The organism is Pseudomonas sp. S32, from assembly GCF_016648095.1.
GTDB classification, from domain to species: Bacteria; Pseudomonadota; Gammaproteobacteria; order Pseudomonadales; family Pseudomonadaceae; genus Aquipseudomonas; species Aquipseudomonas parafulva.
Map to the genome: position 1 here is coordinate 1 of NZ_JACVVF010000022.1, position 25,700 is coordinate 25,700.

The window sequence follows — 25,700 nt, forward strand, 5'->3', positions numbered from 1 at the left end:
TGGCCCGAAACAAACGTAGGAGCGGGCATCGCCCGCTGCCACATCAGCTATCGTAGCCCAGGTTGGGCGCAAGCCAGCGCTCGCTTATCGCCATGTCCTGGCCTTTGCGGGCGCTGTAGCTTTCTATCTGGTCCTTGTCGACCTTGCCGACCGCGAAGTATTGGGCCTGCGGGTGGGCAAAGTACCAGCCGCTCACGGCGGCGGCCGGGAACATCGCAAAGTGCTCCGTGAGGAACACGCCGCTCGGGCCGGTTTCACCGATGGCGCTGCCATCGAGCAGGCGGAACAGCGTCTGCTTCTCGGTGTGGTCCGGGCAGGCCGGGTAGCCTGGCGCCGGGCGAATACCCCGGTACTGCTCCTTGATCAGCGCCTCGTTGTCCAGTTGCTCGTCGCAGGCATAGCCCCAGTACTCTTTGCGTACCTGTTCATGCAACCACTCGGCACAGGCCTCGGCCAGGCGGTCGGCCAGCGCCTTGACCATGATCGAGCTGTAGTCGTCGCCTTTATCCTGGTAGGCCTTGGCCACTTCCTCGGCACCAATGCCCGCCGTGGTGATGAAACCGCCTACATAGTCGGTCACACCGCTTGCCTTGGGCGCCACGAAGTCTGCCAGTGACCAGTTCGGTTTGCCGTCGGGCTTGATGGTTTGCTGGCGCAGGTGGTGCAGGGTGGCCAGAGGCTGGCCATCTTCGCCATACACCTCGATGTCATCGTCGGCCACCTGGTTGGCCGGCCAGAAGCCGAACACGGCCCGGGCGCTGATGAGTTTCTCGTCGATCAGCTTGTCGAGCATCTGACGGGCATCGTCGTACAGCGCGGTGGCGGCTTCGCCCACCACCTCATCGGTGAGAATGCGCGGGAACTTGCCTGCCAGGTCCCAGGAAATGAAGAACGGCGTCCAGTCGATGTACTCGGCCAGGGTGCGCAGGTCGATGTCCTGCAGCACCTTCACGCCCGTGAACGAAGGCACCGCGGGCTGGTAGCCCGCCCAGTCATACTGAGGCTTGGCGGCAACGGCCCGGGTGTAGCTCAGGCGCTCGGTGCGGGCGCTGCGGTTGGCAGTGCGCTCGCGCACCTCCTGATAGTCCTGGCGGGTGCGTTCCACAAAGCCTGCTTTCAGCTCCTTGGACAACAGCTGGGTCGCAACGCCCACCGCACGCGAGGCATCGGTCACGTAGATGACGGCATCGTTGCTGTATTTGGGCTCGATCTTCACCGCCGTGTGCGCCTTGGACGTCGTCGCGCCGCCGATCATTAGCGGCAACTCGAAGCCCTGACGCTGCATTTCACGGGCCACGTGCACCATCTCGTCCAGCGACGGGGTGATCAGGCCAGACAGGCCGATGATGTCGCACTTCTGCTCCCGTGCGGTTTGCAGAATCTTCTCGGCAGGCACCATCACCCCAAGGTCGACGATGTCATAGCCGTTGCAGCCCAGTACCACGCCGACGATGTTCTTGCCGATATCGTGCACGTCACCCTTTACTGTCGCCATCAGGATCTTGCCCTTGGCTTCCGGCTTGTCGCCCTTTTCCGCTTCGATGAAAGGGATCAGGTGCGCCACGGCCTGCTTCATCACCCGGGCCGATTTCACCACCTGTGGCAGGAACATCTTGCCGGCACCGAACAGGTCGCCGACCACGTTCATGCCGTTCATCAGCGGGCCTTCGATCACTTCGATCGGGCGTGCGCATTGCTGGCGGCAGGCTTCGGTGTCTTCGACGATGAATGCAGTGATGCCCTTGACCAGCGCGTGCTCAAGGCGTTTTTCAACCGGCAGCGAGCGCCACTCTTCGTTCTCTACTTCCTTGGTGGCGCCGCCGCCCTTGTAGTCGTCCGCAATCGCCAGCAACGCATCGGTGCCATGGGGCGTGCGGTTGAGCACCACGTCCTCGACCTTTTCGCGCAACTGCGGCGGGATCTCGTCGTAGATCTCCAGCTGGCCGGCGTTGACGATACCCATGGTCAGGCCGTTCTGGATTGCGTGGAACAGGAACACCGAGTGGATCGCCTCGCGCACCGGGTTGTTGCCACGGAACGAGAACGACACGTTGGACACACCGCCCGAGCTGAGGGCATGGGGCAGGTGGTCGCGGATGTAGGCACACGCTTCGATGAAGTCCACCGCGTAGTTGTTGTGCTCCTCGATACCCGTGGCCACCGCGAAGATGTTCGGGTCGAAGATGATGTCTTCAGGCGGGAAGCCCACTTCGTTTACCAGGATGTCATAACTGCGCTTGCAGATTTCCTGCTTGCGCGCAGCGGTATCGGCCTGGCCCACTTCATCGAAGGCCATCACCACCACCGCCGCGCCATAGCGCTTGCACAGGCGGGCGTGATGCTTGAACTGCTCGACGCCTTCCTTCATCGAGATGGAGTTGACGATACCCTTGCCCTGAATGCACTTGAGGCCCGCTTCGATCACCTCCCACTTGGAGGAATCGATCATGATCGGCACACGGGAAATGTCCGGCTCACCGGCGATCAGGTTGAGAAAGCGCACCATGGCGGCCTGGGAGTCGAGCATCCCTTCGTCCATGTTGATGTCGATCACCTGGGCGCCGGCTTCCACCTGCTGCAGCGCCACTTCCAGCGCCTCGGTGTAGTTCTCTTCGCGGATCAGCCTGGCGAACTTGGCGGAACCGGTGATGTTGGTGCGTTCACCCACGTTGACGAACAGCGACTGGCGGTCAATGGTGAACGGCTCCAGCCCCGACAGCCGGCAGGCTTTGGGGATGTCCGGGATCGCCCGCGGCGGGTACTTGGCTACCGCTTGCGCGATAGCCTGGATATGGCCTGGCGTGGTGCCACAGCAACCGCCGATGATGTTCAGGAAGCCACTGGCGGCAAACTCCTCGACCACGGCAGCCATCTCGGCCGGGGTTTCATCGTACTCACCGAACGCATTGGGCAGGCCGGCATTGGGGTGCGCCGAAACATGGGTGTCGGCCTTGCTCGACAGCTCTTCCAGGTAGGGCCGAAGGTCCTTGGCGCCGAGCGCACAGTTCAGGCCTACCGAAATCGGCTTGGCGTGGCGAACCGAGTTCCAGAACGCCTCGGTGGTCTGCCCGGACAGGGTACGGCCGGAGGCATCGGTGATGGTGCCCGAGATCATGATGGGCAGTTCTACGCCATCGTCTTCGAACACCTGCTGTACGGCGAAAATCGCCGCCTTGGCGTTCAGCGTGTCGAAAATGGTTTCGATCAGCAGCAGGTCGGCGCCGCCCTCGATCAGGCCGCGGGTCGCTTCGACGTAGTTCTCTACCAGCGCGTCGAAGGTGACGTTACGGTAGCCTGGGTCATTGACGTCGGGGGAAATGGAGCAGGTGCGGCTGGTGGGGCCCAGCACCCCGGCCACGAAGCGCGGCTTGTCGGGGGTTTCCAGGGTTTTGGCGTCGGCCACCTGGCGCGCGATGCGGGCGCCTTCGACGTTCAGTTCGTAGACCAGCGCTTCCATGCCATAATCGGCCTGGGAAATCTGGGTGGCGTTGAAGGTGTTGGTTTCGAGGATGTCCGCGCCGGCATCCAGGTAGGCTTTTTCGATAGCGGCAATCACGTCCGGGCGGCTGAGCAGCAGCAGGTCGTTGTTGCCTTTGACGTCGCTTGGCCAGTCGGCGAAGCGTGTGCCACGATAGTCGTCTTCCTCCAGGCGGTAGCTTTGAATCATAGTGCCCATGCCGCCGTCGAGAATCAGAATGCGCTCTTTAAGTGCTTGGTGGAGTGCTTGGAGACGAGCGCTGCGGTCGGACATATGAACTACCTGGTCGGGCGAATATCAGAAGGTGGCGAATCATAACAAAGCTGCGCGGTTTTTAGGCGTATCGCCCATTTGCATGAAAACTGCTCATGTTGCTGGCCGGCATGCAGCACTGCTTTACCAGGCAACACTCGTGATGGCTTTCAAGAACCAGGACTCTGCGCACATGCTGCATCGTATTCTTGCCAGTATCTTCGCCCTGCTGATCAGCAGCGCGGTGTTCGGGCAAGCGCCCCAATCCAGCCCGGCTATTTCCTACACCCGGGACATCCAGCCGATCTTCACCGAGAAGTGCGTGGCCTGCCATGCCTGCAACGACGCCGCCTGCCAGCTCAAGCTGGAAAGTGCCGAGGGCGCTGTGCGCGGCGCTACCAAGGTGCCTGTGTACCAGGGAGAGCGGGCCGAGGCGGTACCGACCACGCGCTTGTTCTACGACGCCCACAGCGAAGCAGAATGGCGCAAGAAAGGTTTTTACTCGGTGCTCGACAACCAGGGCAGCCAGGCCGCGCTGATGGCGCGCATGCTCGAACTCGGCCACAAGACCCCGCTCACCCCCAACGCCAAGGTGCCGGACGAGATCGTGCTGGGGCTGAACCGCAACAACATGTGCCCGCTGCCTCAGGAATTCGACGCCTATGCCGGCGCCCACCCCAGGGAAGGCATGCCGCTGGCCGTTACCGGGCTGACCGACAAGGAATACGACACCATGCGCCGCTGGCTGGCCTCCGGTGCGCCAGTGGAGTACCAGGCCATCAAGCCCAGTGCTGCCGAAGCCAGCCAGATTACGCAATGGGAAGAGCTGCTCAACCGCCCAGGGTCCACGGAGGCGCTGGTGGGGCGCTGGCTGTACGAGCACCTGTTCCTTGCCCATATCTACTTCGTTGGGGGTGAGCAGGGCCACTTCTTCCAGTGGGTACGCTCGCGCACCCCGAGCGGCCAGCCGGTGGACATCATCGCTACCCGCCGCCCTAATGATCCGCCCGGCACCGACTTCTATTACCGCCTGATCCCGGTGCAGGGCGTGATCGTGCACAAGACCCACATCACCTACCCGATGGGGCCGCAGAAGCTCAAGCGGGTGAAACAGCTCTTCTACGCAGGTGACTGGCACGCCACCGCCTTGCCTGGCTACGGGCCGCGCCACCGCGCCAACCCGTTCGAAACCTTCGAGGCGATCCCGGCGGTGGCGCGCTACCAGTTCATGCTCGATAACGCTGAGTACTTCGTGCGCACGTTCATCCGTGGCCCTGTGTGCCGTGGCCAGATCGCCACCGACGTAATCCGTGACAACTTCTGGGCGCTGTTCCAGGAGCCTGCCTTCGACCGTTACGTTACCGATGCAACCTACCGGGGCGAGGCCACGCCGCTGCTGGCCATGCCTGGGCAGAATGACGATGTAGGCAACGTGCTGAGCCTGTGGCGCGCCTACCGTGACAAGCGCAACGACTACGAGAAACTGCGCAGGGATGCCTACGCGCAGATGCCCGCGCCGGGCTGGGCGACCCTGTGGGCGGGCAACGACAACGCCTTGTTGAGCATTTTCCGTCATTTCGACAGTGCCTCGGTGACCAAAGGCCTGGTGGGCGATGTGCCGCTCACCGTGTGGCTGTTCGATTACCCGTTGCTGGAACGCACCTACTACCAGCTGGCGGTGAACTTCGATGTATTCGGCAACCTGTCGCACCAGTTGCAGACGCGGCTGTACTTCGACCTGATCCGCAATGGCGCCGAGGTCAACTTCCTGCGCCTGATGCCGGCCAGCCAGCGTCAGGACATCCTCAGTGACTGGTACCAGAACAGCGGCAAGGTGAAGATGTGGCTCGACTATGAGGACATCGACACGGACACCCCGAGCGGTATCGTGCTGGACCCACGCGACCCCAAGCGTGACTTCGGCCTCAAGCTGCTGCAGCGCACTGGCAGCCTCAACGTGGCACCCGACCCGATCAACCGCTGCCAGGGTGCGTACTGCTCACGGCCGCAGATGACAGAAGAGTTCCGTAATGTGGAGCAGTCCCTCAGCCGCCTTGTCTCCCGGCCAGCAGCTGGGCTGAAGGTGATCAAGCAGTTGCCCGAGGCGACCATGCTGCGCATCGAAGGGCAGGGCGGGCAGCGCCAGGTGTACAGCTTGTTGCGCAACCGCGCGCATACCAATGTCGCCTTCCTGCTGGGTGAGGCTTACCGCTACGAGCCAGGCCTCGATACCCTGACCTTGTACCCCGGGGTGCTCAGCAGCTACCCCAACTTCATCTTTAACATTCCCAGCAGTGATGTGGCGGAATTCGTCGAAGACATGGAAGACGCCAGGGATGACCCGGCCAAGTTCGAGCGCATCGTCATGCGCTGGGGCGTGCGCCGTAGCCACCCGCAGTTCTGGTTCTACTTCCATGACCTGAACAGCTTCATCAAGGAAACCGAACCGGTCGAGGCCGGGGTGCTGGACATGAACCGCTACGAGAACCTCTGATCGGGGCCGCTGACCTTTCTGGCCACCCTGCGGTCCCAAACGGTGGGTGGTATCGGCGCCACGCTGCAGCCGATACCTCAATGCACCGGTTATCGCAGGGTACTCCATGCTGTATTCGCTTCAGGCACTTCGGGCATTCGCTGCCTGGGTGGTGGTATGTCACCATTTCATGCAGATCTTCTTCGATTTCAAGGCCTCTGGGCCGGTCGGCCAGTTGCTGGCCGACCGCGGCGCCGTGGGCGTGGACATCTTCTTCGTCATCAGCGGCCTGGTCATTTACCTGTCAACCCGGGATAAAACCGTAGCGCCGCGCGAGTTCCTGCTTAACCGAATACTGCGCATCGTGCCCGCCTACTGGTTCTACACGGCGCTGATGGCCGCACTGCTGCTGGCGTTCAGCCAATGGATGCCGCACCAGGAGTTCAGCTGGCATCACCTGCTGCTGTCGATGCTGTTCATACCGGCAGAGAACCCCGGCGGGTATGGGCTGTACCCGACGCTGAACGTGGGCTGGACGCTGAACTTCGAGATGCTGTTCTACCTGTTGTTCGGCCTGGCCTTTTTCGTGCGCCAGCGGCACCACCTATTGCTGGTCACTGCGGTATTGCTGCTAGTCAGCGAAGTGCTGGGCCGGATGGGCGTGCTGAGCCGCTTCTACAACAATGACATCATCTATGAGTTCCTGCTGGGCATCGGCCTGGGGGTGATGTACCGCCGTGGGCTGATCCGCCAGGGCCGCTGGCTGCCACTGGTGCTGCTGACGGCTGCAGTACTCGCCATCTACCACCTGGATGCTTCCCAGCGCCTGTTGCATTGGGGCATACCCAGCGCGCTCATCGTGCTCGCGTTCATCGCGCTGGAGCCGCTGTTTGCGGGCAATCGCGTGCTCAAGGCGCTGGGTGATTGCTCGTATTCCGTGTACCTGATCCACGTGCTGGTGCTCTATGCCGGGTGGTTCGCCAGCCAGCGCCTGCAGCTCAACCCTTACCTGGTATTTGCCCTGTGCGTGCCTTCCATCGCGCTGCTGTCGTGGTTCAGTTACCAGTGGCTGGAACGCGGCCTGTACCGACGCATGCGTGCGTGGCTGGCCGCACCGCAGGAGGCGGGCCAGCCCTATGCCCTTTCCCGAGTCAAATACTAGGACTTTGTTAGAGGGCCGGCTTGGCGTACACTTGGTCGCAAGTCTGTGAGGAACCTACATGAGCGCTATAACCATTACCGACGCCGCCCATGACTACCTGGCCGATCTGCTCTCCAAGCAGAATACGCCTGGCATCGGCATCCGCGTTTTCATCACTCAGCCGGGCACCCAGTACGCAGAGACGTGCATTGCCTACTGCAAGCCGGGCGAAGAAAAGCCTGATGACACGGCCGTGGGCCTGAAGAGCTTCACGGCCTACCTGGATGCGGTAAGCGTGCCGTTTCTGGAAGATGCGCTGGTGGACTACGCCACCGACCGCATGGGTGGCCAGCTGACCATCAAGGCGCCTAACGCCAAGGTGCCGATGGTGAACGAAGACAGCCCGATCAACGAGCGCATCAACTATTACCTGCAGACCGAGATCAACCCCGGTCTTGCCAGCCACGGCGGCCAGGTCAGCCTGGTGGATGTGGTTGACGACGGTATCGCTGTACTGCAGTTCGGCGGCGGTTGCCAGGGCTGTGGCCAAGCCGATGTGACCTTGAAGGACGGCATCGAGCGTACGTTGCTGGAGCGCGTACCCGAGCTCAAAGGCGTGCGCGACGTGACCGACCACAGCCAGAAAGAGAACGCCTACTACTGACGTCGTCAGCGTCAAAGGTTGGCCTGACACGTGCGCTTAGCAACAAAGTGTTACGGTTTCAACCCCTGCGACAACAGGCCGCAGCCCGTATTCAAAGGGCTGTGCGCCGTTCCTGCCTGGCCCGGGTAGAACACCCCCAGGGGGCATGCCAGAATGCCCCGGTTTTTGGCTGGCCCGTCCCGAGGGCCGGCACCTTCCCTGTAAAGGATGGTTTCATGACTGATCTTCTGACCCGGCGCGCGGTTGTCGCCGGCATGGGTGTTCTCGGGCTCGGTTTGCTGGCGGGCTGCAGCCCGGCCCGGGGGCTCGAGTTCAAATACGGCAAGAACATGAGCAACGAGATCCTGGGGCGCAAGTTCAGCCTCAAGGACCCTCAAGGCAACGTGCGCACCCTGTCGAGCTTCTATGGCAGCATGCCGATGATCTTCTTCGGCTTCACCCAGTGCCCGGCCATTTGCCCCACCACGCTGGCGCGTGCCGCACAAATTCGCAAGTTGCTGCGGGGGCGTGACCGCGACCTGTTCCAGGTGGTGTTCATTACCCTGGACCCTGAGCGCGATACGCCCGAAGTGCTCGATGCCTACGTCAAGGCATTCGACCCCACTTTCACGGCGCTGACCGGTACGCCTGAAGAGATCGACGCCGTGGCTCGGGAGTTCAAGGTGTTCTACGAGAAAGTCCCGGCCGGCGACACCTATACCATTTCCCATTCGTCCACCAGCTACGTTTACGACACGCGTGGCACCCTGCGCCTGAGCCTGGGCCATTCCCTGAACGCCAAGGAATGTGCCGAGGACCTGGTTACCCTGATGGAGATCTGCTGAATGTCGATGCAACCAGTCAAGCATGGCCTGGCGGCCCTTTTTCTCATGAGCCTGGGCTTGCCGGCACTGGCCCAGACCACCGTGAGCGATGCGTGGGTGCGCGCCAGCGTGCCGCACCAGCAGTCCACCGGTGCGTTCATGACGCTCACGGCCGATGCTGACAGCAAGCTGGTGAGCGTGGCCTCGCCAGTGGCCAAGACCGTGCAGGTTCATGAGATGACCATGAATGGCGACGTCATGGGCATGCGCGAGGTCAATGCGGTCGAGTTGCCTGCTGGCAAAGCCGTGACCCTAGATCCCAATGGGCTGCATGTAATGCTGATGGGCTTGAATGGTCAGGTAAAGGAAGGCGAGAAAGTGCCGCTGACCCTCACCGTGGAAACCGCCAAGGGCGTGAAGGAAACCGTAGAGGTACAGGCAGAGGTACGCCCGCTCACCGCCGAGGCCGGCAGTGGGCACGACCACATGCACATGAGCCACTGACCGGTTGAGCCGGGGCCGCGCGGCGGCCCTGGCAGCTCAACTGCGGAACCTTGGCAGCGGCCTGTCCAGGGTCAGCGACGTCAGCGTCTTGCGTACCCGCGCCTCGTCAGCCTCCAGCGCCCTGAGGGTTGCACGAATCTTCCCAGCCGCAGGCACATCGCCCTGGCGGTCGATCCAGTCGGCAATTTCCTTGAACGCATTGCCCAGGCAGGCCTGGCGTTGGTTCATCAGTGACAAAAGGGTGGTGATCTCTTTTTCGGACATGGCCGCATCCTCCATTCAGCCACTAGAGTGTAGCAGCGGATGGGGGAAGCGCCTGGGGCGCCTTGACGCAGTTCAGGCGTAGCGACAGGCGCTGCGATAGGCCCCCGGCGTAACCCCGTAGGCCTGCTTGAACTGCCGGTTCAGGTGGCTCTGGTCGGCAAAGCCCAGGGTGAAGGCCACGTCCGATGCCGCCAGGCCGCGCCTGAGCATTTCCCTGGCCCGCGACAAGCGTCGCTGGTTCAACCACGCGTGGGGCGGCAGGCCTGTGGCCTGGCGGAACACCCGGGCAAAGTGAAAGGGCGACAAATTGACTGCAGCGGCCAGCGCTTCCAGCGAGGGCGGTTCGGCCAGGTGCGTTTCCAGCATTTCCCGCGCACGGGCTACCGCCAGCGGCTCCTGGCCAGGGGCGGATGGCTCTGCGCCTTGCCCGTGGCGCTGCACCAGTGCCAGCACCGCCTGGCGCCAGGCCGTCTGCTGCTGCAACGCGCTGGCACTGCTTTCGGACAACCGGTGCAGTTGGCTGAAGGCCGCTGCCAGGGCCGGGTCGACAATCACGCTGTCCCTGAAGCGCGGCATGCCTTGCCGGCTCAGTTCCAGTTCTTCGAGCACGCCGGTTACGCGTTGGTGTTCCGGGTAAAAGCCGCGGTATTGCCAGCCAGCCTCATGGGCTTTGGCCCCGGTATGCAGCTCATCAGGGTTGATCAGCACCATGCTGCCCACAGGCGCCAGGTGCTCGCTGCCACGGTGCCAGAAACGTTGCGCGCCGGACTCGATCACCGTGAACACATACCCTTCATGCACATGCGGGGCAAAGCGCTGCTGAACGTAGCGGGCGTGCAGCATCTCCACGTCGCCCAGCGCTGGCGCCTGCCACAGGTGAGTCTGCTCGCGCAGGGGCGTGCTCATGCCAGCCAGCTGCGCAGAAGAAAGAAGATCAACATGCTCACCAGCATGCTCAGCAACACGCGGCGGGTCAACAGCACCAGGGCGATGGCCACCAGTGAGCCGAGCAGGTAGGGGTTCAACAGGCTCAGGTCAAGCTGGTGGTCGGGCATAAAGATGATCGGGCCACAGATGGCCGTGAGCATGCCGGGGACGGCAAAGCCCAGAAACTGTCGGGCGTTGGAGCCCAGGCGCAGGGGCAGGCGCGGTTCCAGAAACGCATAACGGTTCAGGAACACCAGGGTGCCCATCCCGGCGATCAGCAGCCAGATCATGAACGGCCCCCTGCCAGCTTCTGGCACACGAAGCCCGCACCCATGCCCAGCAGGCCAGCGGCAACCAGTGCGGTTTCCCAGTGCCAATGGGTAAACAGCACCGAGGTGAACAACGACACCGCCACACACACCACCGTGGGCAGGTTGCGCACCAGTGGCGTGATCAGGGCGACGAAGGTGGCGACGATGGAAAAGTCCAGGCCCAACTGGTCGAGGTGTGGAATGTTCTGCCCCACGATGATGCCAACCAGGGTGAACAGGTTCCAGGCAACGTAGAAGGTCAGCCCAACCCCCAGCGCATACCAGCGGTTGAACTGCTGCTGGTCGTAGCGGCTGGTCAGGGCGAAAAACTCGTCGGTCAGAAGGAAGCCCAGGCCCAGGCGCCAGCGCAGTGGCAGTGGTGACAGCACCGGGCGCATCGACAGGCCGTACAGCAGGTGCTGCGAGGTCAGCAGCAAGGTGGTGAGCAGGATAGAGGCCAGGTTGGCGCCGCCTTTGAGCATGCCGATCGCCACCAGTTGCGCGGCGCCGGCGAAGACGATGGCCGACAGCCCTTGGCCTTGCAGCGCGCTGAGATTAGCTTCGATGGCCATGGAACCGGCCAGCAGGCCCCAGGGGGCAACCGCCACGGACAGCGGCACAATGGCGATGGCGCCGTGCAGGAAGGCGTGGCGGGCGAACTGGGGCATGATGGCTGGCGCATAGGATGTAAGGCAGGCCAGCATGCCAGACGGGGCAGGGCCTGGCTTGAACGTTCTTGCTGTCCGCTTGCCCTAGGGGCGGCTGGTCAAGTGCTGCTGGGCAGTGACACAGCCGTTGGTATCCACCGCCTTTTGCAGCAGCGTCGGGCGGTGCTGTGGGTCAAGGTCGCTGAGCAGCCGGTACACCTCAGCCTGATAGTCACGCTGGCGGCCCCACAGCATGGACAGCCCCTGGGGCTGGTTGCGGTTACAGGCAAGGCGCGTGGCAGGTTGCGGGTAATAGGCCGCATACAGGGTGGCCATGCTGGGGATGGCTTCCAGTGCCGCGCGGTAATCGGCACTGGCATTGTAGGGTGGGCACCAGGTGGCAATGGCGGGCGCTGGTGCGGCAAAGCCCTGGCTCAGGCTGGCTTCGAGCAACGGGCAGGCAGCATCGGAAATTTGCGCGGAGGGCAGGTAGGTCATGTAGTACAGCGCCAAGCGGTACTGCGCCACCGGGTGGCCAAGCTCCACCGACTTTTTCAGTAATGCCACAGCGGTGGGCAGGGTGTGGGCCATGGCTTGGCCCTGGCGGCTCAGCTCCGCGTCGTCACCCAGTGCCGTGCGCAAACTGCCCGGGCTGTCGTCTTGGTTGTCCGCCTGTTCCAGCAGCGGCAAGGCCTGGCGATACAGCAGGTCGGCGTGGGGGTCGATGTGCACCTCCAGCGCCTGGGCAAGCACAGGCGCAAGGGCAACCAGCAGCACCGGTAGACGGTGCAGCGGCCTCATAGGCTTGCCCCGCAGGTTGCCAGGCGGTGATGGACGGCTTCGGTAATCATGGCAGTCAAGCGTGCGCCTCTGGCAAATCGGAACGACTTTGTATTCTAGCCACCGAATGGGGCTTGCCGAAAGGCCAACCGACGATTGTCAGGCAAGCCGTGCCGCCGCTCGTTGTGGCCAGGGCGTTATTGCCTAGACCCTTCTGATGCAAGCGGTCAATGAACAGGGGGCTTTGGAGGGTGTGGTGGATGCTCCGGCGCTGCCGTCAGGCAGCCAGTTCCCTGACGTTGTACAGCAGGCCACCGATGGCGATCAGCAGCAGCGCCACACCCGAAGCCAGGCTGATGAAGCGGTTGCTGCGCTGAGAGGCAATCTTGCCGATGGCGAAGATGTACAAGCTGAGTACCGCGAAGTCGATGATGACCCACAGCAACGACAGCACCACCATGCTCTTGCCGAACGACTCGGTGATCTGGATGAACTGTGGAAAGAAGGCGATGAAAAATATGATGTCCTTGGGGTTGGAAATGCCCACCATGAAACCCTGCCACAGGCCGCCACGCCCAGGTTTCACGGTGTCGTTCGCGGTGGCCGTTGCTGGCGCCTGGAGGGCCTCCTTGAGCGTGCCCACTGCGATGTACCCGATGAACAGACAGCCCAGCAGGCTCATGGTGCTGAGCCAGGCCTTGTCGATGGCCGCACTGGTGAGGATGATCCAGGCAGCCGCAGCAATCAGTACCAGTGACGCCCAGTTGGTGCCCAGGGCCGTGAAGATGGCCTTGCGCGAGCCGGAGGCGGCGGCAGTGTTGACGATCAATGCCACGACTGGCCCAGGGGTGGCAATCAGTAGCAGCACGGTGAGGGCGTAGGTGGCGGTCAGGGCGGTATTCACGTTCAGTTCTCGGTAAGGATGTCAGGTACTGCCTGGGTGGCGGCGTGGGCATGAAAAGGGCAACGTGGCGGGTTCAGTGAGCCCGCTTCCTGCAACTGGTATTGCTTCCATTCGTAGTTGTCGGCATCGCCGAAGAAGCCGAGGGTGTCTGGCATCACGCCCTCGTTGTAGTGGTGCACGCGCTCGCGGATCCGCTCACGGATGCGCTTGCCACTCTCGGTGCTGGCATTGGCGACTTCGTCGAAGTTCTCCCGGGGGTTGATGACCAGGGTGATGTGCGGGCCCAGGTTGCGGCTTTTCATGGCCTGGTGGCCGGGGAAGTTCATGTTGATGAACAGCGGCATGCCGGCATAGCAGAATGACCAGTTCGTGTCATCGGGGTCGGTCGGTACCCCTTGTGGCCAGGGATGAGGGTCTCGCGCATGCACGCCACGCAGTACCTTCCAGGCCAGCGCCTGCTGTTGGGCCAGGGTGCTGTCGGTGGCCGTTTCGAGAAACACCACCAGTGGGCTGCCGATGCGCTGCTTGGGTTTGATGGGGCTGACATGGCGCACGTAGTCCGCAAGCCCCTGGGCGACGTCATCAGCCAGTTGCTCGGCGCGGGCGAATAGAACATGGCAGGTTTGGCCGTTGACTGCCTTGCGGCCGAACAGGCAGGGGAAGTCGGGGTTGGCGAGGATGTTGCGAAAGTGCTCCAAGGTTGAGTGAGTCCAGTGTTGCTTGTTGCTTCCATGTTCGGTGGTCAGCTCCAGCGCATCCAGGCGATAGCAGTGTCCATATCCCGTAAACATGATTTCCCCAGATGTAAATTAGATGAACGTTCCACACATTTGCAGGCAGGATCTTGGTTATATTTGTAAATTAACTGCATTTTCCGAAACCCGCTTCACGTTGTAAAACGCGTGGAACTATGACCTACTATTAGTCTTGCTCATGCTTGGGACCTACACATGTCGGAACGGATTCAGGCCTTGCACGCCCTGCGTGCCTTCGAGGTGGCCTCTCGGTATGGTTCTTTCACCCGCGCCGCGGAAGAGCTGGCCCTGACCCAGGGCGCCGTCAGCCATCACATCAAGACGCTGGAAGCCATGTTCGGCTGCGACCTGTTCGAGCGACGCGGCCCCAAGCTGAGCCTCACCGAGCACGGGCGTCTGCTGGCCCAGGAGCTCAAAGTCGGGTTCAAGATCATCGAGAACGCCTGTGCATTGCTGCGCCAGGACCGCTACGGGCTGCGCCTGAAGGCCCCCTCCACATTGACCGTGCGCTGGCTGCTGCGGGCGCTCGACGGCTTCAAGAAGCACGAGGACACCTGCAGCGTGCAGTTGTCCAGCGTGTGGATGGACATCGACACCGTGGACTTCTACTCCGAGCCTTACGACTGCGCGATCTTGCTGGCCAGCGGCCGTTTCCCGGCCGATATCGAGAGTTTCCGGCTGTTCGATGAATGGCTGATCCCGGTGTGCCACCCCGACTACATGGCGCAGGCACAGCCCGCACTGGCCGACCTGAACCACTGTGAGTTCCTGCACCCGTCCCCCGACCGCAGGGACTGGCGGCGCTGGCTGGCGCGCATGGATGCGCTGGACATCAGCATCGACCAGGGGCAGGTGTTCGACACGCTGGACCAGGGTATTTCCGCCGCTCAGCAGGGGTTGGGTATCTCGGTGGTCGACCTGGTACTGGCCAGTGCAGACCTCGCCGCAGGTCGCCTGGTGACGCCTTTCAAGCACGCCGTGGCCACCGGTGACGGTTACTACATGACCTGGCTCAAAGCCAGCCCCAAGGCCCGGCAGATGCACAAGCTGCGTGACTTTCTGCTGGGGCAGGTGCCGCCGTTGGCCCTGAAGGACATCAACTACCTGTACGGCTGAACCCTTCGCGGGGTGTGGGCTGTTGGCCGCACGGGTACAATTGGCGTCCGACAAGTGATTCAGAGGGCAATGTGGTGGAGTTGCAGCAGGGCTTCGTGCTGACCCGGCACTGGTACGACACGCCTGAAGGTACCTGCGTGGAGTTCTGGCTGGCCACCGACCACGGGCCACGATTGCTGCGCCTGGCGCCTCAGGTGTCGGTGGCGTTCATCCCCCAGGCGCAACAGGCCCTTGCCCGGGTGCTGCTGGCCGACGAGCCGGGCGTGGAGCTGCGCCCGCTTGGGCTCAAGGCCTTCGACCAGCGCCCGGTGCTGGGGTTGTATTGCCGCCAGTATCGGCAGTTGCTGCAGCTTGAGCAGCGCCTGCGCACGGCGGGTATCGACGTGTTCGAGGCCGACATACGGCCACCGGAACGCTACTTGATGGAGCGCTTCATCACCGCCCCTGTGCAGTTCGCAGGCCAGGTCGATGCCCAAGGCGTGGTGTGCGAAGCCCAGCTCAAACCGGTCGCCGAGTACCGGCCGCCGCTACGGCTGGTGTCGCTGGATATCGAAACCACCGAACGCGGCGAGTTGTACAGCATCGCCCTGGAAGGTTGCGGCCAGCGCCAGGTGTACATGCTTGGCCCGGCCAACGGCGATGCGGCGCAGGTAGATTTTGACCTGCACTACTGCACCGACAGGGCCGCCTTGCTGCATTGCCTGAACCAGTGGGTGGCCCGCCACGACCCGGACGCGATCATCGGCTGGAACGTCGTGCAGTTCGACCTGCGCCTGCTGCACGAACACGCCGGGCGCCTGCAGGTGCCCCTGGCGCTGGGCCGGGGCGGTGCACCCATGACACTGCGCGCCCACGCCAAGGGCGGGCACGTGTTTGCCGAGGTGCCGGGGCGCCTGCTGATCGACGGGATCGAGGCGCTGCGGTCGGCCACCTGGAGCTTTCCGTCGTTCAGCCTGGAGAACGTTGCCCAGACCCTGCTGGGCGATGGCAAGGCGATCAGCACGCCCTACCAGCGCATGGATGAAATCAACCGTATGTTCGCCGAGGACAAGCCGGCCCTGGCGCGCTACAACCTCAAGGACTGCGAACTGGTCACACGCATCTTTGCCCATACCCGATTGCTGGAATTTCTACTGGAGCGCGCCTCGGTGACCGGGCTTGCAGCCGATCGCAGCGGGGGATCGGTGGCTGCGTTCTGCCACTTGTACATGCCCCACATGCACCGCCTCGGGTATGTCGCGCCCAACCTGGGCAGCCGCCCGGAAGAGGCCAGCCCGGGCGGTTTTGTCATGGATTCGCGGCCAGGGTTGTATCACTCGGTGCTGGTGCTGGACTACAAGAGCCTGTACCCCTCGATCATTCGCACGTTCCTGATCGACCCGGTCGGGCTGGTCGAGGGGCTTGACCAGCCCGATGACCAGCACGCGGTGGAGGGCTTCAAGGGGGCGCGCTTCTCGCGAACCCGCCATTGCCTGCCGGCCATCGTCGAGCGCGTGTGGCAGGGCAGGGAGCAGGCCAAGCAGGTCGGCAATGCGCCGTTGTCGCAAGCCCTGAAAATCATCATGAACGCCTTTTACGGCGTGCTGGGCTCCAGTGGCTGCCGCTTCTTCGACGCGCGGTTGGCATCCTCGATTACCCTGCGTGGCCACCAGATCATGCGCCAAACCCGCGCGTTGATCGAAGCGCGAGGGTTTGATGTGATCTACGGCGACACCGACTCCACGTTCGTGTGGCTAAAAACGGCCCACGATGAGGCGGCTGCCGCGCACATCGGCAAGGTCCTGGTGGCCGAGGTCAACCAATGGTGGCGAGGGCACCTGCAACAGGCATTGGGCATTGAGAGCGCTCTGGAACTGCAGTTCGAAACCCATTACCGGCGTTTTCTGATGCCGACCATCCGCGGCACCGATGAAGGCAGCAAAAAACGCTATGCCGGGTTGGTGCAGCGTGCCGATGGTACCGAAGACATGGTCTACAAAGGGCTCGAGTCGGTGCGCACCGACTGGTCGCCGTTGGCCAGGGCGTTCCAGCAGCAATTGTATGGCCGCATCTTCCGTGGTGAGCCCTACCGTGATTACGTGCGTGGGTATGTGGCGCGCACCCTCGCCGGCGAACAGGACGACCTGCTGGTCTACCGCAAGCGCTTGCGTCGGCCGCTGGCGGACTACCAGCGCAACGTGCCGCCCCATGTGCGTGCCGCACGCCTTGCCGATGACTACAATCGCCAGCTGGGCCGTGGGTTGCAGTATCAGCGCGGTGGCTGGATCAGCTATGTGATGACAACGTCCGGCCCTGAGCCGCTGGAAAACCGCAGGGCACCGATCGACTATGAGCATTACCTGACGCGTCAGTTGCAACCGGTCGCTGACGCGATTCTGCCTTTTGTAGGCGACAGTTTCGCGGCGTTGGTTGATCACCAGATGCTGTTGTTCTAGGGCCGGCGCGTGACCCGTGTGGGTGGTAGTAGGTCGCCACTTCAATGGGGCGACCTTTGCATACCCTGGCACCCGTATCGACACTGCGGGAGCACCGGATGGACACCACCACTCAACCCAACCTGCTCGAGCAAGCGGGCCAGGACCGGCTTCTCGCCGCGCAACTGCCCACCTGGCTCAAGGCTGTCAGCCATCAGCACATGCCGGCCGTGTGCCAGGCGCTGCGCAGCAGCCTGGCCTGCCGGCAGCGGCTCAGTGTGCGCTGGGCGGCCATCCAGGGCATCGATCACTTCATCACACCTCTGCTGCAAGCGGCCCTCGCCCAGCGCCATGGGGTGAGTGTGCCGGTGGAGCAGTTATGGTTTCGCAACGCCTACCAGGTGCCCTTGCTGACCTACGCCCCGATCCGCGTGCCGCTGACTCAACGGGTGTATTTCCAGATCCCGCTGCTGGAAGCTGTGCTGCGCAATTTCACGGCTGACGAAGCCACGCCAGGCATCCTCGCGCCCGGGGCCGGATTGCACGACGGGGCAGGGCAGCGTTTGCGTGAACCTCACGCTGCCCAGTTCGCCCGCCTGGTTCGCGAGCTGGACCTTGGAGCGCGCTATCAGGCGCATCTGCAGGCGCACCTTGCCCCTGCGGCCACGGTGGCGGTGCTGGGGGAACTGACCCGGCACGAGATGCTGATCGACGCATTCAAGGCCCGTGCGCGTGGCGTATTGACCGAGGCGGAACTGGGTTTGCTGATCAACCTGTGGCGTGATGGCCGGTTGGGGCACCTGCAGGGCGATCGCGTGGTTGCGAAAAACCTTGAAGTGCTGGGCTGCCCGTTGCAGCAGATTGTGGTGTTGGACGTGCGAGACGAGTCTTTGGCACCGTTTTATACGTCCAGCCGGCGTGTACTGGTGTACATCCCTGGCGACCCGCAGGGCGCCTGGAGCGCTGCAGAAAACCTGGCGCGTTTTGCCCGCAAGGTGCTGAACGCCCGTCTGCGCGAAAAGCCCTACCAGCAATTCTTCGCCCGTTTCGTGCGCCGTCGTGACAGCCAGGGGTTCTTCGCCAAGTTGGCCACCCGCTTCTATCACGATATCCCGGCATGGGCCACCGCCGACCTGTACCCCCGCGCCTATCCGTTGCCCGGGCCGCTGTTCGAGAGCCTTGCGCTCGCCCGCATCGCGCAGATCCAATCCGATGCAGCCACATTGCTGCCGCCAGTCCAGCAACTGGACCGCGAACGCGAGCAGGCTCACGAGCAGCGCCTTGCGGCTGAGGGCTGGACATTGCTGGGGCTGGCCAGCCTGTGGGTGCCGGCCATCGGTGCTGTGCTGTTGGCTGTGACGGTGTGGAGCCTGTTGCAAGAGGCCTTCTATGCCCTGGACGCCTGGCATGAGGGTGAGGCCGAGCAGGCTTTGGAGCACCTCGACCACGTGGCCACCGACCTGGCATTGGTGGCGGCCGGCGCTGCCGGCGTGCACGTCGTGCGCCAGGCCAGGAGGCGCTCAGCGTGGGTAGACAGCCTGGTCCAGGCCAACGTCCAGGGCGGCGGCGAGCGCTTGTGGGCGGGGGACTTGGTCCCGTTCCACAGCGAACAACCACCTAGGCATGCCGTCACCGATGCCCAAGGCGTCAGCCGCACCGACGAGCATGCCTGGATACGCATGGACGGGCAGGCGTACCGCGTGCAGCAACGCCCCACCGATGGGCAGTGGCAACTGCTGCCCCGTGACGGGTACGGTCCTTTGCTGCAACACAATGGGGCCGGTGCCTGGCGGCTGTGGAGCGAGTCGCCCATGGACTGGCAAGGTACACGCTACCTGTTCCGGCGCCTTGGCGGCCCGATGGCCGAACTGGATGACAGCGCTATCGACCACGTGCTGGCTGTTCACGGCCTGGACGATGCACGGCTGCGAGCATTGCACCTGAGCGCGGATGGCTGTGCCCCCGGTCTGATCGATACAGCGATAAGGGCGGGGCTTGAGCAACGTATGCGCAGGCTGGTTGCGCAGCTGCGTGCCGGTGGGCCTGTCGACGACCTTCAGTGGTTTGATGACGTGATTGCGCCCCCACTCGAGCAAGGGCGCACGCATGAACAGTTGGCAAACTGGGTGCACGCGCAACGGCGGCCACTGCTGCAGCGCTTGTACCAGGCGCTGCAGCAACCGGATGATGAAGGCTGCCGTGCGCTATGCCGTGTTTTCCCCCGCTTGTATGGCAGCGCTGCGCAAGCCTTGTTGCGCCGTGCCAGCCACGCAGACCTGGAGCGGCTGAGGCTAACGGGGCGTGTACCGCTGCAGTTGGCCGAGGCCGCACGGGTACGCTCGCTGCAGATACGCCTGGACCGGGCACTGGAAGCGCTGTACTTCGATACTCCCCAGAGCACTGATGTGGCACGGCTGGCGTTCGGTATGCTGCGTCACCTGGCAGGCGCCTCGGCAAGGGTCCGCTGGCGGCTGTTCAGCAGCCAGGCGAGGGGTGCCCTGCTGGCTGATACTCAGTCGGGGCAGCGGGTGCTGGACGTGCTGTACGACGATGGCCTGTTCAGCGTGCTCGACGCACAAGGCGCGGTGCTGGCACCAGCGGGTGAGTTGTTCCAGGTCATGGCCAGCGTGTGCGACCAGGCAGACCTCGCTACACTGCAGCTTGAAGCCCCTTTCGCCGAGCACTTGCAAGCCCGGGTGCTGCGCCTGACCGAGGCCAACCGCACCACGTTGCCGGGCTTGCTGGGCAGCAGCGACCCTGGTGCCTGGCGGATGCCGGTTCGCCTGCCGGATGGCCGGGTTGGCTACCCTTTGAGCGGTCGCAGAAGCCGGCGCCCCAACCCCTATCACCGCAGGCTGCGGTTACTCTACCCAACCTATACCGATGGTCAGCTCGATGCCTGGCTGGCGCAGGCGCAAGAGGCGCCAGGGGGCGTGGAGGCACGCCTGAATCAAGTGGAGCAGGAGTTCGAGCTGATCAATGCTCAACTGCGTCTGTGGACCAGCCGCGGCGCCACACGGGCAGAACGGCAACGGCGCCGTGAGCTTCGGCAGGCCTTGCAGAACTGCTGGCAGCATGTGCTTGATCAGGGCACCCATGGCAACGACCTGATCCAGGCTTACCGTTGGGACATGATTGGCATTCACACCGAAACCTTCCCGGAGCTGCCTGAACAGGCCAACTTCAACCATGTGTATTCGCTGACCCTGCGTGACGCTCATATCAACCAGCTACCCGAAAGTTTTCTGCGGGCATTTTCCAGTGTGCGGTCGCTGGAGATGCCCAACAACCGTCTGCCGCGGGTTCCACAGGCATTGCTGCAGATGGAAAACCTCTGGACACTCGACCTTTCTTGCAACCTCATCTGCCTGGACCCGGGCCAGGCGACCATCCTTGCCAGTTGCGCCAACCTGCGTTTTCTCGACCTGTCGCGCAACCCGCTGGGCAGGCCGTTCGCGGTCAATGGCCTGGTCCACCTGCACGAGCTGCGGTTGGCCGGTACCCAGCTGCGCAGCCTTCCTTACCTGTTGATGGAAAACACCTCGCTGAGGGTACTGGACCTACGGGACAACCAGATCACCGAATTGCCCGAAGGGTTCTACGAGTCGCCCTTGTGGGTGCAGGGCGAGGTGCACCTCAGTGGCAACCCCTTGACCGACGCCGAGCGTGAGCGGCTGCAGGAGGCGCTGCAGTCCGCGGCCTCGCTGGACGATGCTCGCGCCTTGGCGTTGGCCCGCCTGCGCTGGATGGACGCCATCGGCATGGATCAGCGCACAGAACTGGGTGCATGTTGGGAGCCGCTGCAGGCAATGCAAGGCGCTGCGCAGTTTTTCAATTTGTTGCAGCGCCTGACAGACACCGCCGACTTCCAGAACCGCACCGGTGCGCGCTACCTGGCCTCTCGGGTACTGGCACTCTTGCAGGCCATGCGTGATTCAGCTGAACTGCGGGACGCGATGTTCAGCGATGCCGAGCAACTCACTTGCCAGGACAGCGTGGCCCTGCGGTTCAGCGACCTGGAACTGCGCCTGCTGGTATGGCGCGCCGAAGCCGGCGCGCAGGATGGCGACGAGCAGCAGATGCTGCTCCATTTGGGCAGGCAGTTGTGGCGCATGGATGAAGTGGACCACATCGCGATGGAAGATATGCAGATGCGCCAGCGCTCCGGTGCCGACCCTGATCTGATCGAAGTGGCGTTGGCCTATCGCCTGGCGTTGCGTGACGACCTGGACCTGCCCGTCAATACCCGTGGCATGACGTTCCGCGAAGTAGCCGGTGTCACCGAGCGGCACATCAGCCAGGCCCGCAGTCGGGTCCTGGGGGCCGAGAGCACGGAGCAACTGGCCACGTCGTTGCTGGGGCGGGAGTTCTGGTGTCGCCACCTGCGCAGTGCTTACCCTGAGCGGTTCGAGGCGTTGAATGCCCCATTTCATGAGCGCCTGGAGGCCATACAGGAAGCCCCAGGGCTCAGCGAGATGCAGCGCCTGGAGCAAACCGCCGTCATAGCTGACCAGCGCCAGGCAGCGGAGCGCACGCTGATGCTGGAGCTGACCCGGCATGCCCTGGATACGGCCGTCGATTGAGGTTGAAAGCGTGTCCTGCACCTGTGCGGGCAGGGCAACGACGTGGGTTTGGGCTATGCTCAGGTGCACGCGTTGGGGGCTTTTCCTGATCTGCATGTGGTGGCTAGAAACGCCAGGTTACTTTTGCGCAGGCCCATTGCCAGCCCAGTTGGTTTAGGCTCCCGCGTCGGATCTTTCTCCAGGATCTGTAGTCTTTGGTTTATCGAGAGAATAAGGAGATGCGCATGCTCGTCCGGTCACTGACCCTCGCCACCCTGCTCGCCGTTGCCAGCCCGTTGTTCGCTGCAGACAGCGATGCACCGCTGGCCAAGGAACTGGGCAAGGCAAGGCCGTTGGTCATCATCGCCCCCAGCAGTGCCGACCCGACCCTGAGGGCGGTCAACAAGGCATTCGAAGACCCAGCGACCCAGGCGGCCTTCAAGGAACGGGGCCTGGTGTTGTTCAGCGTGGCTCAGATGATGGGTAAGCGCGACGACAAGAACCTCGAGCAGCAGACCACCATGGCGCTGATCCGCGAGTTAAAGCTCGGTGCCAGCAAAGGCACCAAGGTGATTCTGGTCGGCAAGGACGGCGAGCGGCACATGCTCAAGGATGATGACACCGGTGACGCGCTGGACCCGCAGGTGATTATCAAGGCAGTGGACGATCTGCCCGCCACTGAAAAAGCCTTGAAAGCACCCGAACCGGTAGCGGCGGCGCCGCAGGAGGGGGCCAAGGAAAGCAAGCCTGGCAAGCCAGCCAAACCTGCGAAGCCCGCCGCCCCGCCAAAACCCCTCGACGATTGAACCGCATCAAAGGGTTGCGCCGCAGCCCTTTGTTTCAGGCAAAGCTGGCGAAATGCGCTTGCATGCGCGCGGCGTCAGCTTGCTTTCCGCTGAACAGCTCGAATGCCTTCACCGCTTGGAATACGGCCATGTTGCTGCCATCGAGCGTGCGACAGCCAATGGCCCTCGCGGCGCGCAGCAATTCGGTTTCCAGCGGGAAGTAAATGATTTCTGCTACCCACAGGTCCGGGTGCAACAGCTCTACCGGCAACGGGGTGCCGGGCAGCTTGGCCATTCCGACCGGCGTGGTGTTGACCAAACCGTCTGCGTCCGCCAGGGCAGGGGCCAGATCAGTACCCAATACCGCGCGCTCGGCGCCGAAATGGGCATTCAGGTTGTCGACGAGGGCCTGAGCCCGCGCAGCGTCCACTTCGAACAGCACCAATTGGCCAACGCCTTCGGCCAGCAGGGCGTGTGCCACCGCCGAGCCCGCACCGCCAGCCCCCAACTGCACCACCACCCGCCGTGATACGTCTGGCAGCCCCCGGCGCAGACCCTCGGCAAAGCCCAGGCAGTCGGTGTTGTGGCCCACGCGTTTGCCATCCTTGAACACAACGGTGTTGACCGCGCCGATGCCCCTGGCTTCCTCGGACAGCTCATCCAGCAGCGGAAGAATCGACTGTTTGAAGGGGTAGGTGATGTTCAAGCCGGTAAAGCCGGTGTGCTGCGCACCGTCGAGCAAGCTGGGCAGGGCGCTGTCATCCAGCTGCAGCTGGTCAGCATCAATCAGGCGATACAGGTAACGCAAGGCTTGGGCATCCCCCTCGTGCTCGTGCAGCGCCGGGGTGCGCGACAGTTGGATGCCACGGCCGATGAGGCCGGCAAGGATTGCCTGCTGGCTCATGCCGCACGCTCCTGCAACAGCGCGCCGAAATGACTGATGGCCATGCGATAGCCATGGCTGCCCAGGCCGCAGATTACCCCGACGGCGATGGATGAAATGAACGACAGGTGCCTGAACGGCTCACGCTTGTGCACATTGGACAGGTGCACCTCGATCACCGGCACTTCGCTGGCGACCAGGGCATCGCGGATGGCCACGGAGGTGTGTGTCCAGGCGCCAGGGTTGATGACGATGCCGGCGCAGCGGCCACGGGCGGCATGTATCCAGTCGATCAGCTCGCCTTCGTGGTTGGTCTGGCGGAACTCGATGTCCAGGTTCAATGATTGGGCAGTGTCAGCACAGCCCTGCGCCAGGTCGGCCAGTGTCTCGTAGCCGTACTGGGAGGGTTCGCGGGTACCCAGCATGTTCAGGTTGGGGCCGTTGAGCACAAGAATAAGGGGCTTCATGTGGAGTATCGCTTTGTTGTTGTTGAATGCCCCCAGTTTTGTACCAGCCGGTTAATTTAGTCAATTGCACCCAGCGCTGTCCTGGCGAAAGTGTGCGATTAACGAACCAGGGCCGCACTGCGGCCCCTCGCCTCAAACCGCGGGACGCGTGCTGCTGCTTGCCGGGTCGGTCGGCACCTCGTCATGCAGCGAAATGCGCGAGGTTTCCGGCAGCGCCAGCCCGCCAATCAAGGCCACCAACGCGATCGCCACCAGGTAGAAGGCCGGTGCCAGGCTGCTGCCGGTCTGCCCGATCAGCCACGTCGCCACCAGGGGTGCGGTGCCGCCGAACAGGGTGTAGGCCACATTGTAGGTGATGGCCGACGCGGTATAGCGGGTGCGGGTGGGGAAGCTCTCGGACAGCAGCGCTGCCGTGACCACGCCGCTGCACAGGGCGCCCACTGCCAACAGGATCACCCCCAGCAGCGCCCCGGGCATGGAACCGGAGCTCGCCAGCCAATAGGCCGGGAACACGCAGGCCATCACCCACAGGCAGGTAAAGCCGATGGTCTTGCGCCGCCCCACACGGTCGGAAAATGCCCCTGCCAGCGGGCACCCCACCGCGGCGAAGATCAGTGCCACCGTGGTGACCAGCAGCGACTGGGCGCGGGTCAGGTTGCCCACCAGTTGCAGGTAGGTGGCGAAGTACGTGGTGAACATATAGAACGACAGCGCGGTCAGCGAGATGAACGCACCCAGGTTGCGGATGGTGCGGCCATGGTGGCGCAAGGTGTCCTTGAGCGGTGAATGCTCGTGGACCTTGCCCTGGGCAAGCGCCTCGCGGAACGCCGGGGTTTCTTCCATGCGCCAGCGCAGGTACAGGCCCACCAGGCCCAACGGGGCGGCGATCAGGAAGGGGACACGCCAGCCCCACGCACTCATGGCTTCGGCAGACAAGCTGGCCTCCAGGCCATAGGCGATCACAGCGGCGCAGGCAAAGGCGGAGAAGGTGGACACCGGTACGAAGCTGCCATAGAACGCACGCTTGTCGTCAGGCGCATGCTCCATCAAGTAGGCGCAGGCACCGGCATACTCGCCACCGGCAGAAAACCCTTGCAGGCAGCGCGCCAGAGTAAGCAGCGCCGGCGCCGCCAGGCCGATGCTGGCGTAGGTGGGCAGCAGGCCGATGAGCGTCGTGGAGCCCGCCATCAGCAGGATGGTCAACGACAGGATGCGCTTGCGCCCAAGGCGGTCGCCCAGCGCGCCGAACACGATACCGCCCAGCGGGCGCAGGGCAAAGGCCACCGCAAACACGGCGAACGTCTTGAGCAAGGCCACGCTGGCATCTTCGCTGGCAAAGAACTGGCTGGCGATCAGGGTGGCGAGAAAGCCATACACCGCAAAATCGAACCATTCGACGAAGTTGCCGATGGCGGAAGCGGCGATGACGCGACGCAGGGTGGCGGGGGATACCTCATGAGTTGCGGACATGCGGGTGCTCTCCGGTTTCCATTGGCAGTCATGAAGAACGTGGGGCGATCGGGCCGCCCCATCATTTTTATGTGTCTGCCAGTAGATCGCCGTTGCCCAC

The 25,700-nt window shown here is 63.3% G+C and carries 20 protein-coding genes; 9 read left to right on the top strand and 11 right to left on the bottom strand.

All coding sequences use genetic code 11. From position 1 onward, the window contains the following. Positions 1-43 precede the first annotated feature (43 nt). On the bottom strand, positions 44-3,751 hold the full coding sequence (gene metH, locus IAE38_RS13745; RefSeq protein ID WP_201218017.1) for a methionine synthase: 3,708 nt from the start codon (positions 3,749-3,751) through the stop codon (positions 44-46). A gap of 172 nt (positions 3,752-3,923) precedes the next feature. On the opposite strand from metH, the gene IAE38_RS13750 reads away from it, so the two are divergent. The 5 genes from IAE38_RS13750 to IAE38_RS13770 all read left to right on the top strand — a co-directional run bounded on the left by IAE38_RS13750 (position 3,924) and on the right by IAE38_RS13770 (position 9,315). Further along, positions 3,924-6,224, top strand: coding sequence for a fatty acid cis/trans isomerase (locus IAE38_RS13750; RefSeq protein ID WP_201218018.1), 2,301 nt, complete (start codon positions 3,924-3,926; stop codon positions 6,222-6,224). A gap of 106 nt (positions 6,225-6,330) precedes the next feature. Then, positions 6,331-7,365, top strand: coding sequence for an acyltransferase family protein (locus tag IAE38_RS13755; protein ID WP_201218019.1), 1,035 nt, complete (start codon positions 6,331-6,333; stop codon positions 7,363-7,365). 58 nt (positions 7,366-7,423) lie between these two features. After that, positions 7,424-8,008 (top strand): Fe-S biogenesis protein NfuA, encoded by a 585-nt coding sequence (gene nfuA / locus IAE38_RS13760; protein WP_028634481.1) that lies wholly within the window; start codon positions 7,424-7,426, stop codon positions 8,006-8,008. Between the two features lie 215 nt (positions 8,009-8,223). Next, positions 8,224-8,832 (top strand): SCO family protein, encoded by a 609-nt coding sequence (locus tag IAE38_RS13765; protein ID WP_201218021.1) that lies wholly within the window; start codon positions 8,224-8,226, stop codon positions 8,830-8,832. Next, positions 8,833-9,315 (top strand): copper chaperone PCu(A)C, encoded by a 483-nt coding sequence (locus IAE38_RS13770; RefSeq protein WP_201218022.1) that lies wholly within the window; start codon positions 8,833-8,835, stop codon positions 9,313-9,315. A 36-nt stretch (positions 9,316-9,351) separates the two neighbouring features. Here the strand turns inward: IAE38_RS13770 and IAE38_RS13775 are convergent, their stop codons facing one another. From IAE38_RS13775 to IAE38_RS13805, 7 genes are all read right to left on the bottom strand, one after another. Continuing rightward, on the bottom strand, positions 9,352-9,579 hold the full coding sequence (locus tag IAE38_RS13775; protein ID WP_201218023.1) for a hypothetical protein: 228 nt from the start codon (positions 9,577-9,579) through the stop codon (positions 9,352-9,354). A gap of 72 nt (positions 9,580-9,651) precedes the next feature. Then, positions 9,652-10,485, bottom strand: a complete 834-nt coding sequence (locus IAE38_RS13780) for an AraC family transcriptional regulator (RefSeq protein WP_201218024.1) — start codon at positions 10,483-10,485, stop codon at positions 9,652-9,654. Beyond that, on the bottom strand, positions 10,482-10,796 hold the full coding sequence (locus IAE38_RS13785; protein WP_028634476.1) for an AzlD domain-containing protein: 315 nt from the start codon (positions 10,794-10,796) through the stop codon (positions 10,482-10,484). Before IAE38_RS13785 ends, IAE38_RS13780 begins: the two co-directional genes overlap by 4 nt. After that, positions 10,793-11,485 (bottom strand): AzlC family ABC transporter permease, encoded by a 693-nt coding sequence (locus IAE38_RS13790; RefSeq protein ID WP_201218026.1) that lies wholly within the window; start codon positions 11,483-11,485, stop codon positions 10,793-10,795. Before IAE38_RS13790 ends, IAE38_RS13785 begins: the two co-directional genes overlap by 4 nt. Positions 11,486-11,569: 84 nt before the next feature. Next, entirely contained in the window at positions 11,570-12,265 is a 696-nt protein-coding gene (locus IAE38_RS13795) for a sel1 repeat family protein (protein ID WP_201164082.1), read from the bottom strand. A 256-nt stretch (positions 12,266-12,521) separates the two neighbouring features. Next, entirely contained in the window at positions 12,522-13,148 is a 627-nt protein-coding gene (locus IAE38_RS13800) for a LysE family translocator (protein WP_201218027.1), read from the bottom strand. Between the two features lie 2 nt (positions 13,149-13,150). Then, entirely contained in the window at positions 13,151-13,939 is a 789-nt protein-coding gene (locus IAE38_RS13805) for a YqcI/YcgG family protein (RefSeq protein WP_201218028.1), read from the bottom strand. 159 nt (positions 13,940-14,098) lie between these two features. Here IAE38_RS13805 and IAE38_RS13810 point away from each other — a divergent pair, with 159 nt between their 5' ends. The 4 genes from IAE38_RS13810 (at position 14,099) to IAE38_RS13825 (ending at position 22,801) form a co-directional block, all read left to right on the top strand. Then, on the top strand, positions 14,099-15,019 hold the full coding sequence (locus IAE38_RS13810; RefSeq protein WP_201164085.1) for a LysR substrate-binding domain-containing protein: 921 nt from the start codon (positions 14,099-14,101) through the stop codon (positions 15,017-15,019). Between the two features lie 74 nt (positions 15,020-15,093). Continuing rightward, the gene (locus IAE38_RS13815; RefSeq protein WP_201218029.1) at positions 15,094-17,454 is read left to right on the top strand and encodes a DNA polymerase II; all 2,361 of its coding nucleotides are present in this window, start codon (positions 15,094-15,096) and stop codon (positions 17,452-17,454) included. Between the two features lie 98 nt (positions 17,455-17,552). Beyond that, entirely contained in the window at positions 17,553-22,016 is a 4,464-nt protein-coding gene (locus tag IAE38_RS13820; RefSeq protein ID WP_201218030.1) for an NEL-type E3 ubiquitin ligase domain-containing protein, read from the top strand. Positions 22,017-22,240: 224 nt separating this feature from the next. Then, positions 22,241-22,801: a DUF4174 domain-containing protein gene (locus IAE38_RS13825; protein ID WP_201218031.1), complete on the top strand. Its 561-nt coding sequence runs from the start codon at positions 22,241-22,243 to the stop codon at positions 22,799-22,801. Between the two features lie 34 nt (positions 22,802-22,835). Here the strand turns inward: IAE38_RS13825 and IAE38_RS13830 are convergent, their stop codons facing one another. The 3 genes from IAE38_RS13830 to IAE38_RS13840 all read right to left on the bottom strand — a co-directional run bounded on the left by IAE38_RS13830 (position 22,836) and on the right by IAE38_RS13840 (position 25,600). Next, on the bottom strand, positions 22,836-23,684 hold the full coding sequence (locus IAE38_RS13830; RefSeq protein ID WP_201218032.1) for a shikimate dehydrogenase: 849 nt from the start codon (positions 23,682-23,684) through the stop codon (positions 22,836-22,838). After that, the gene (gene aroQ / locus IAE38_RS13835) at positions 23,681-24,130 is read right to left on the bottom strand and encodes a type II 3-dehydroquinate dehydratase (protein WP_028634466.1); all 450 of its coding nucleotides are present in this window, start codon (positions 24,128-24,130) and stop codon (positions 23,681-23,683) included. The genes IAE38_RS13830 and aroQ overlap by 4 nt, the downstream gene beginning before the upstream one ends. A 132-nt stretch (positions 24,131-24,262) precedes the next feature. Further along, positions 24,263-25,600: an MFS transporter gene (locus IAE38_RS13840; protein WP_201218033.1), complete on the bottom strand. Its 1,338-nt coding sequence runs from the start codon at positions 25,598-25,600 to the stop codon at positions 24,263-24,265. Positions 25,601-25,700 lie beyond the last annotated feature (100 nt).

Coding starts and splice junctions, on each gene's coding strand:
- IAE38_RS13755 (WP_201218019.1), top strand. CDS start 6,331: ATGCTGTATTCGCTTCAGGCACTTCGGGCATTCGCTGCCTGGGTGGTG.
- IAE38_RS13780 (WP_201218024.1), bottom strand. CDS start 10,485: ATGAGCACGCCCCTGCGCGAGCAGACTCACCTGTGGCAGGCGCCAGCG.
- IAE38_RS13770 (WP_201218022.1), top strand. CDS start 8,833: ATGTCGATGCAACCAGTCAAGCATGGCCTGGCGGCCCTTTTTCTCATG.
- IAE38_RS13790 (WP_201218026.1), bottom strand. CDS start 11,485: ATGCCCCAGTTCGCCCGCCACGCCTTCCTGCACGGCGCCATCGCCATT.
- IAE38_RS13775 (WP_201218023.1), bottom strand. CDS start 9,579: ATGTCCGAAAAAGAGATCACCACCCTTTTGTCACTGATGAACCAACGC.
- IAE38_RS13820 (WP_201218030.1), top strand. CDS start 17,553: ATGGACACCACCACTCAACCCAACCTGCTCGAGCAAGCGGGCCAGGAC.
- IAE38_RS13825 (WP_201218031.1), top strand. CDS start 22,241: ATGCTCGTCCGGTCACTGACCCTCGCCACCCTGCTCGCCGTTGCCAGC.
- IAE38_RS13840 (WP_201218033.1), bottom strand. CDS start 25,600: ATGTCCGCAACTCATGAGGTATCCCCCGCCACCCTGCGTCGCGTCATC.
- aroQ (WP_028634466.1), bottom strand. CDS start 24,130: ATGAAGCCCCTTATTCTTGTGCTCAACGGCCCCAACCTGAACATGCTG.
- nfuA (WP_028634481.1), top strand. CDS start 7,424: ATGAGCGCTATAACCATTACCGACGCCGCCCATGACTACCTGGCCGAT.
- IAE38_RS13805 (WP_201218028.1), bottom strand. CDS start 13,939: ATGTTTACGGGATATGGACACTGCTATCGCCTGGATGCGCTGGAGCTG.
- IAE38_RS13795 (WP_201164082.1), bottom strand. CDS start 12,265: ATGAGGCCGCTGCACCGTCTACCGGTGCTGCTGGTTGCCCTTGCGCCT.
- metH (WP_201218017.1), bottom strand. CDS start 3,751: ATGTCCGACCGCAGCGCTCGTCTCCAAGCACTCCACCAAGCACTTAAA.
- IAE38_RS13830 (WP_201218032.1), bottom strand. CDS start 23,684: ATGAGCCAGCAGGCAATCCTTGCCGGCCTCATCGGCCGTGGCATCCAA.
- IAE38_RS13810 (WP_201164085.1), top strand. CDS start 14,099: ATGTCGGAACGGATTCAGGCCTTGCACGCCCTGCGTGCCTTCGAGGTG.
- IAE38_RS13785 (WP_028634476.1), bottom strand. CDS start 10,796: ATGATCTGGCTGCTGATCGCCGGGATGGGCACCCTGGTGTTCCTGAAC.
- IAE38_RS13765 (WP_201218021.1), top strand. CDS start 8,224: ATGACTGATCTTCTGACCCGGCGCGCGGTTGTCGCCGGCATGGGTGTT.
- IAE38_RS13750 (WP_201218018.1), top strand. CDS start 3,924: ATGCTGCATCGTATTCTTGCCAGTATCTTCGCCCTGCTGATCAGCAGC.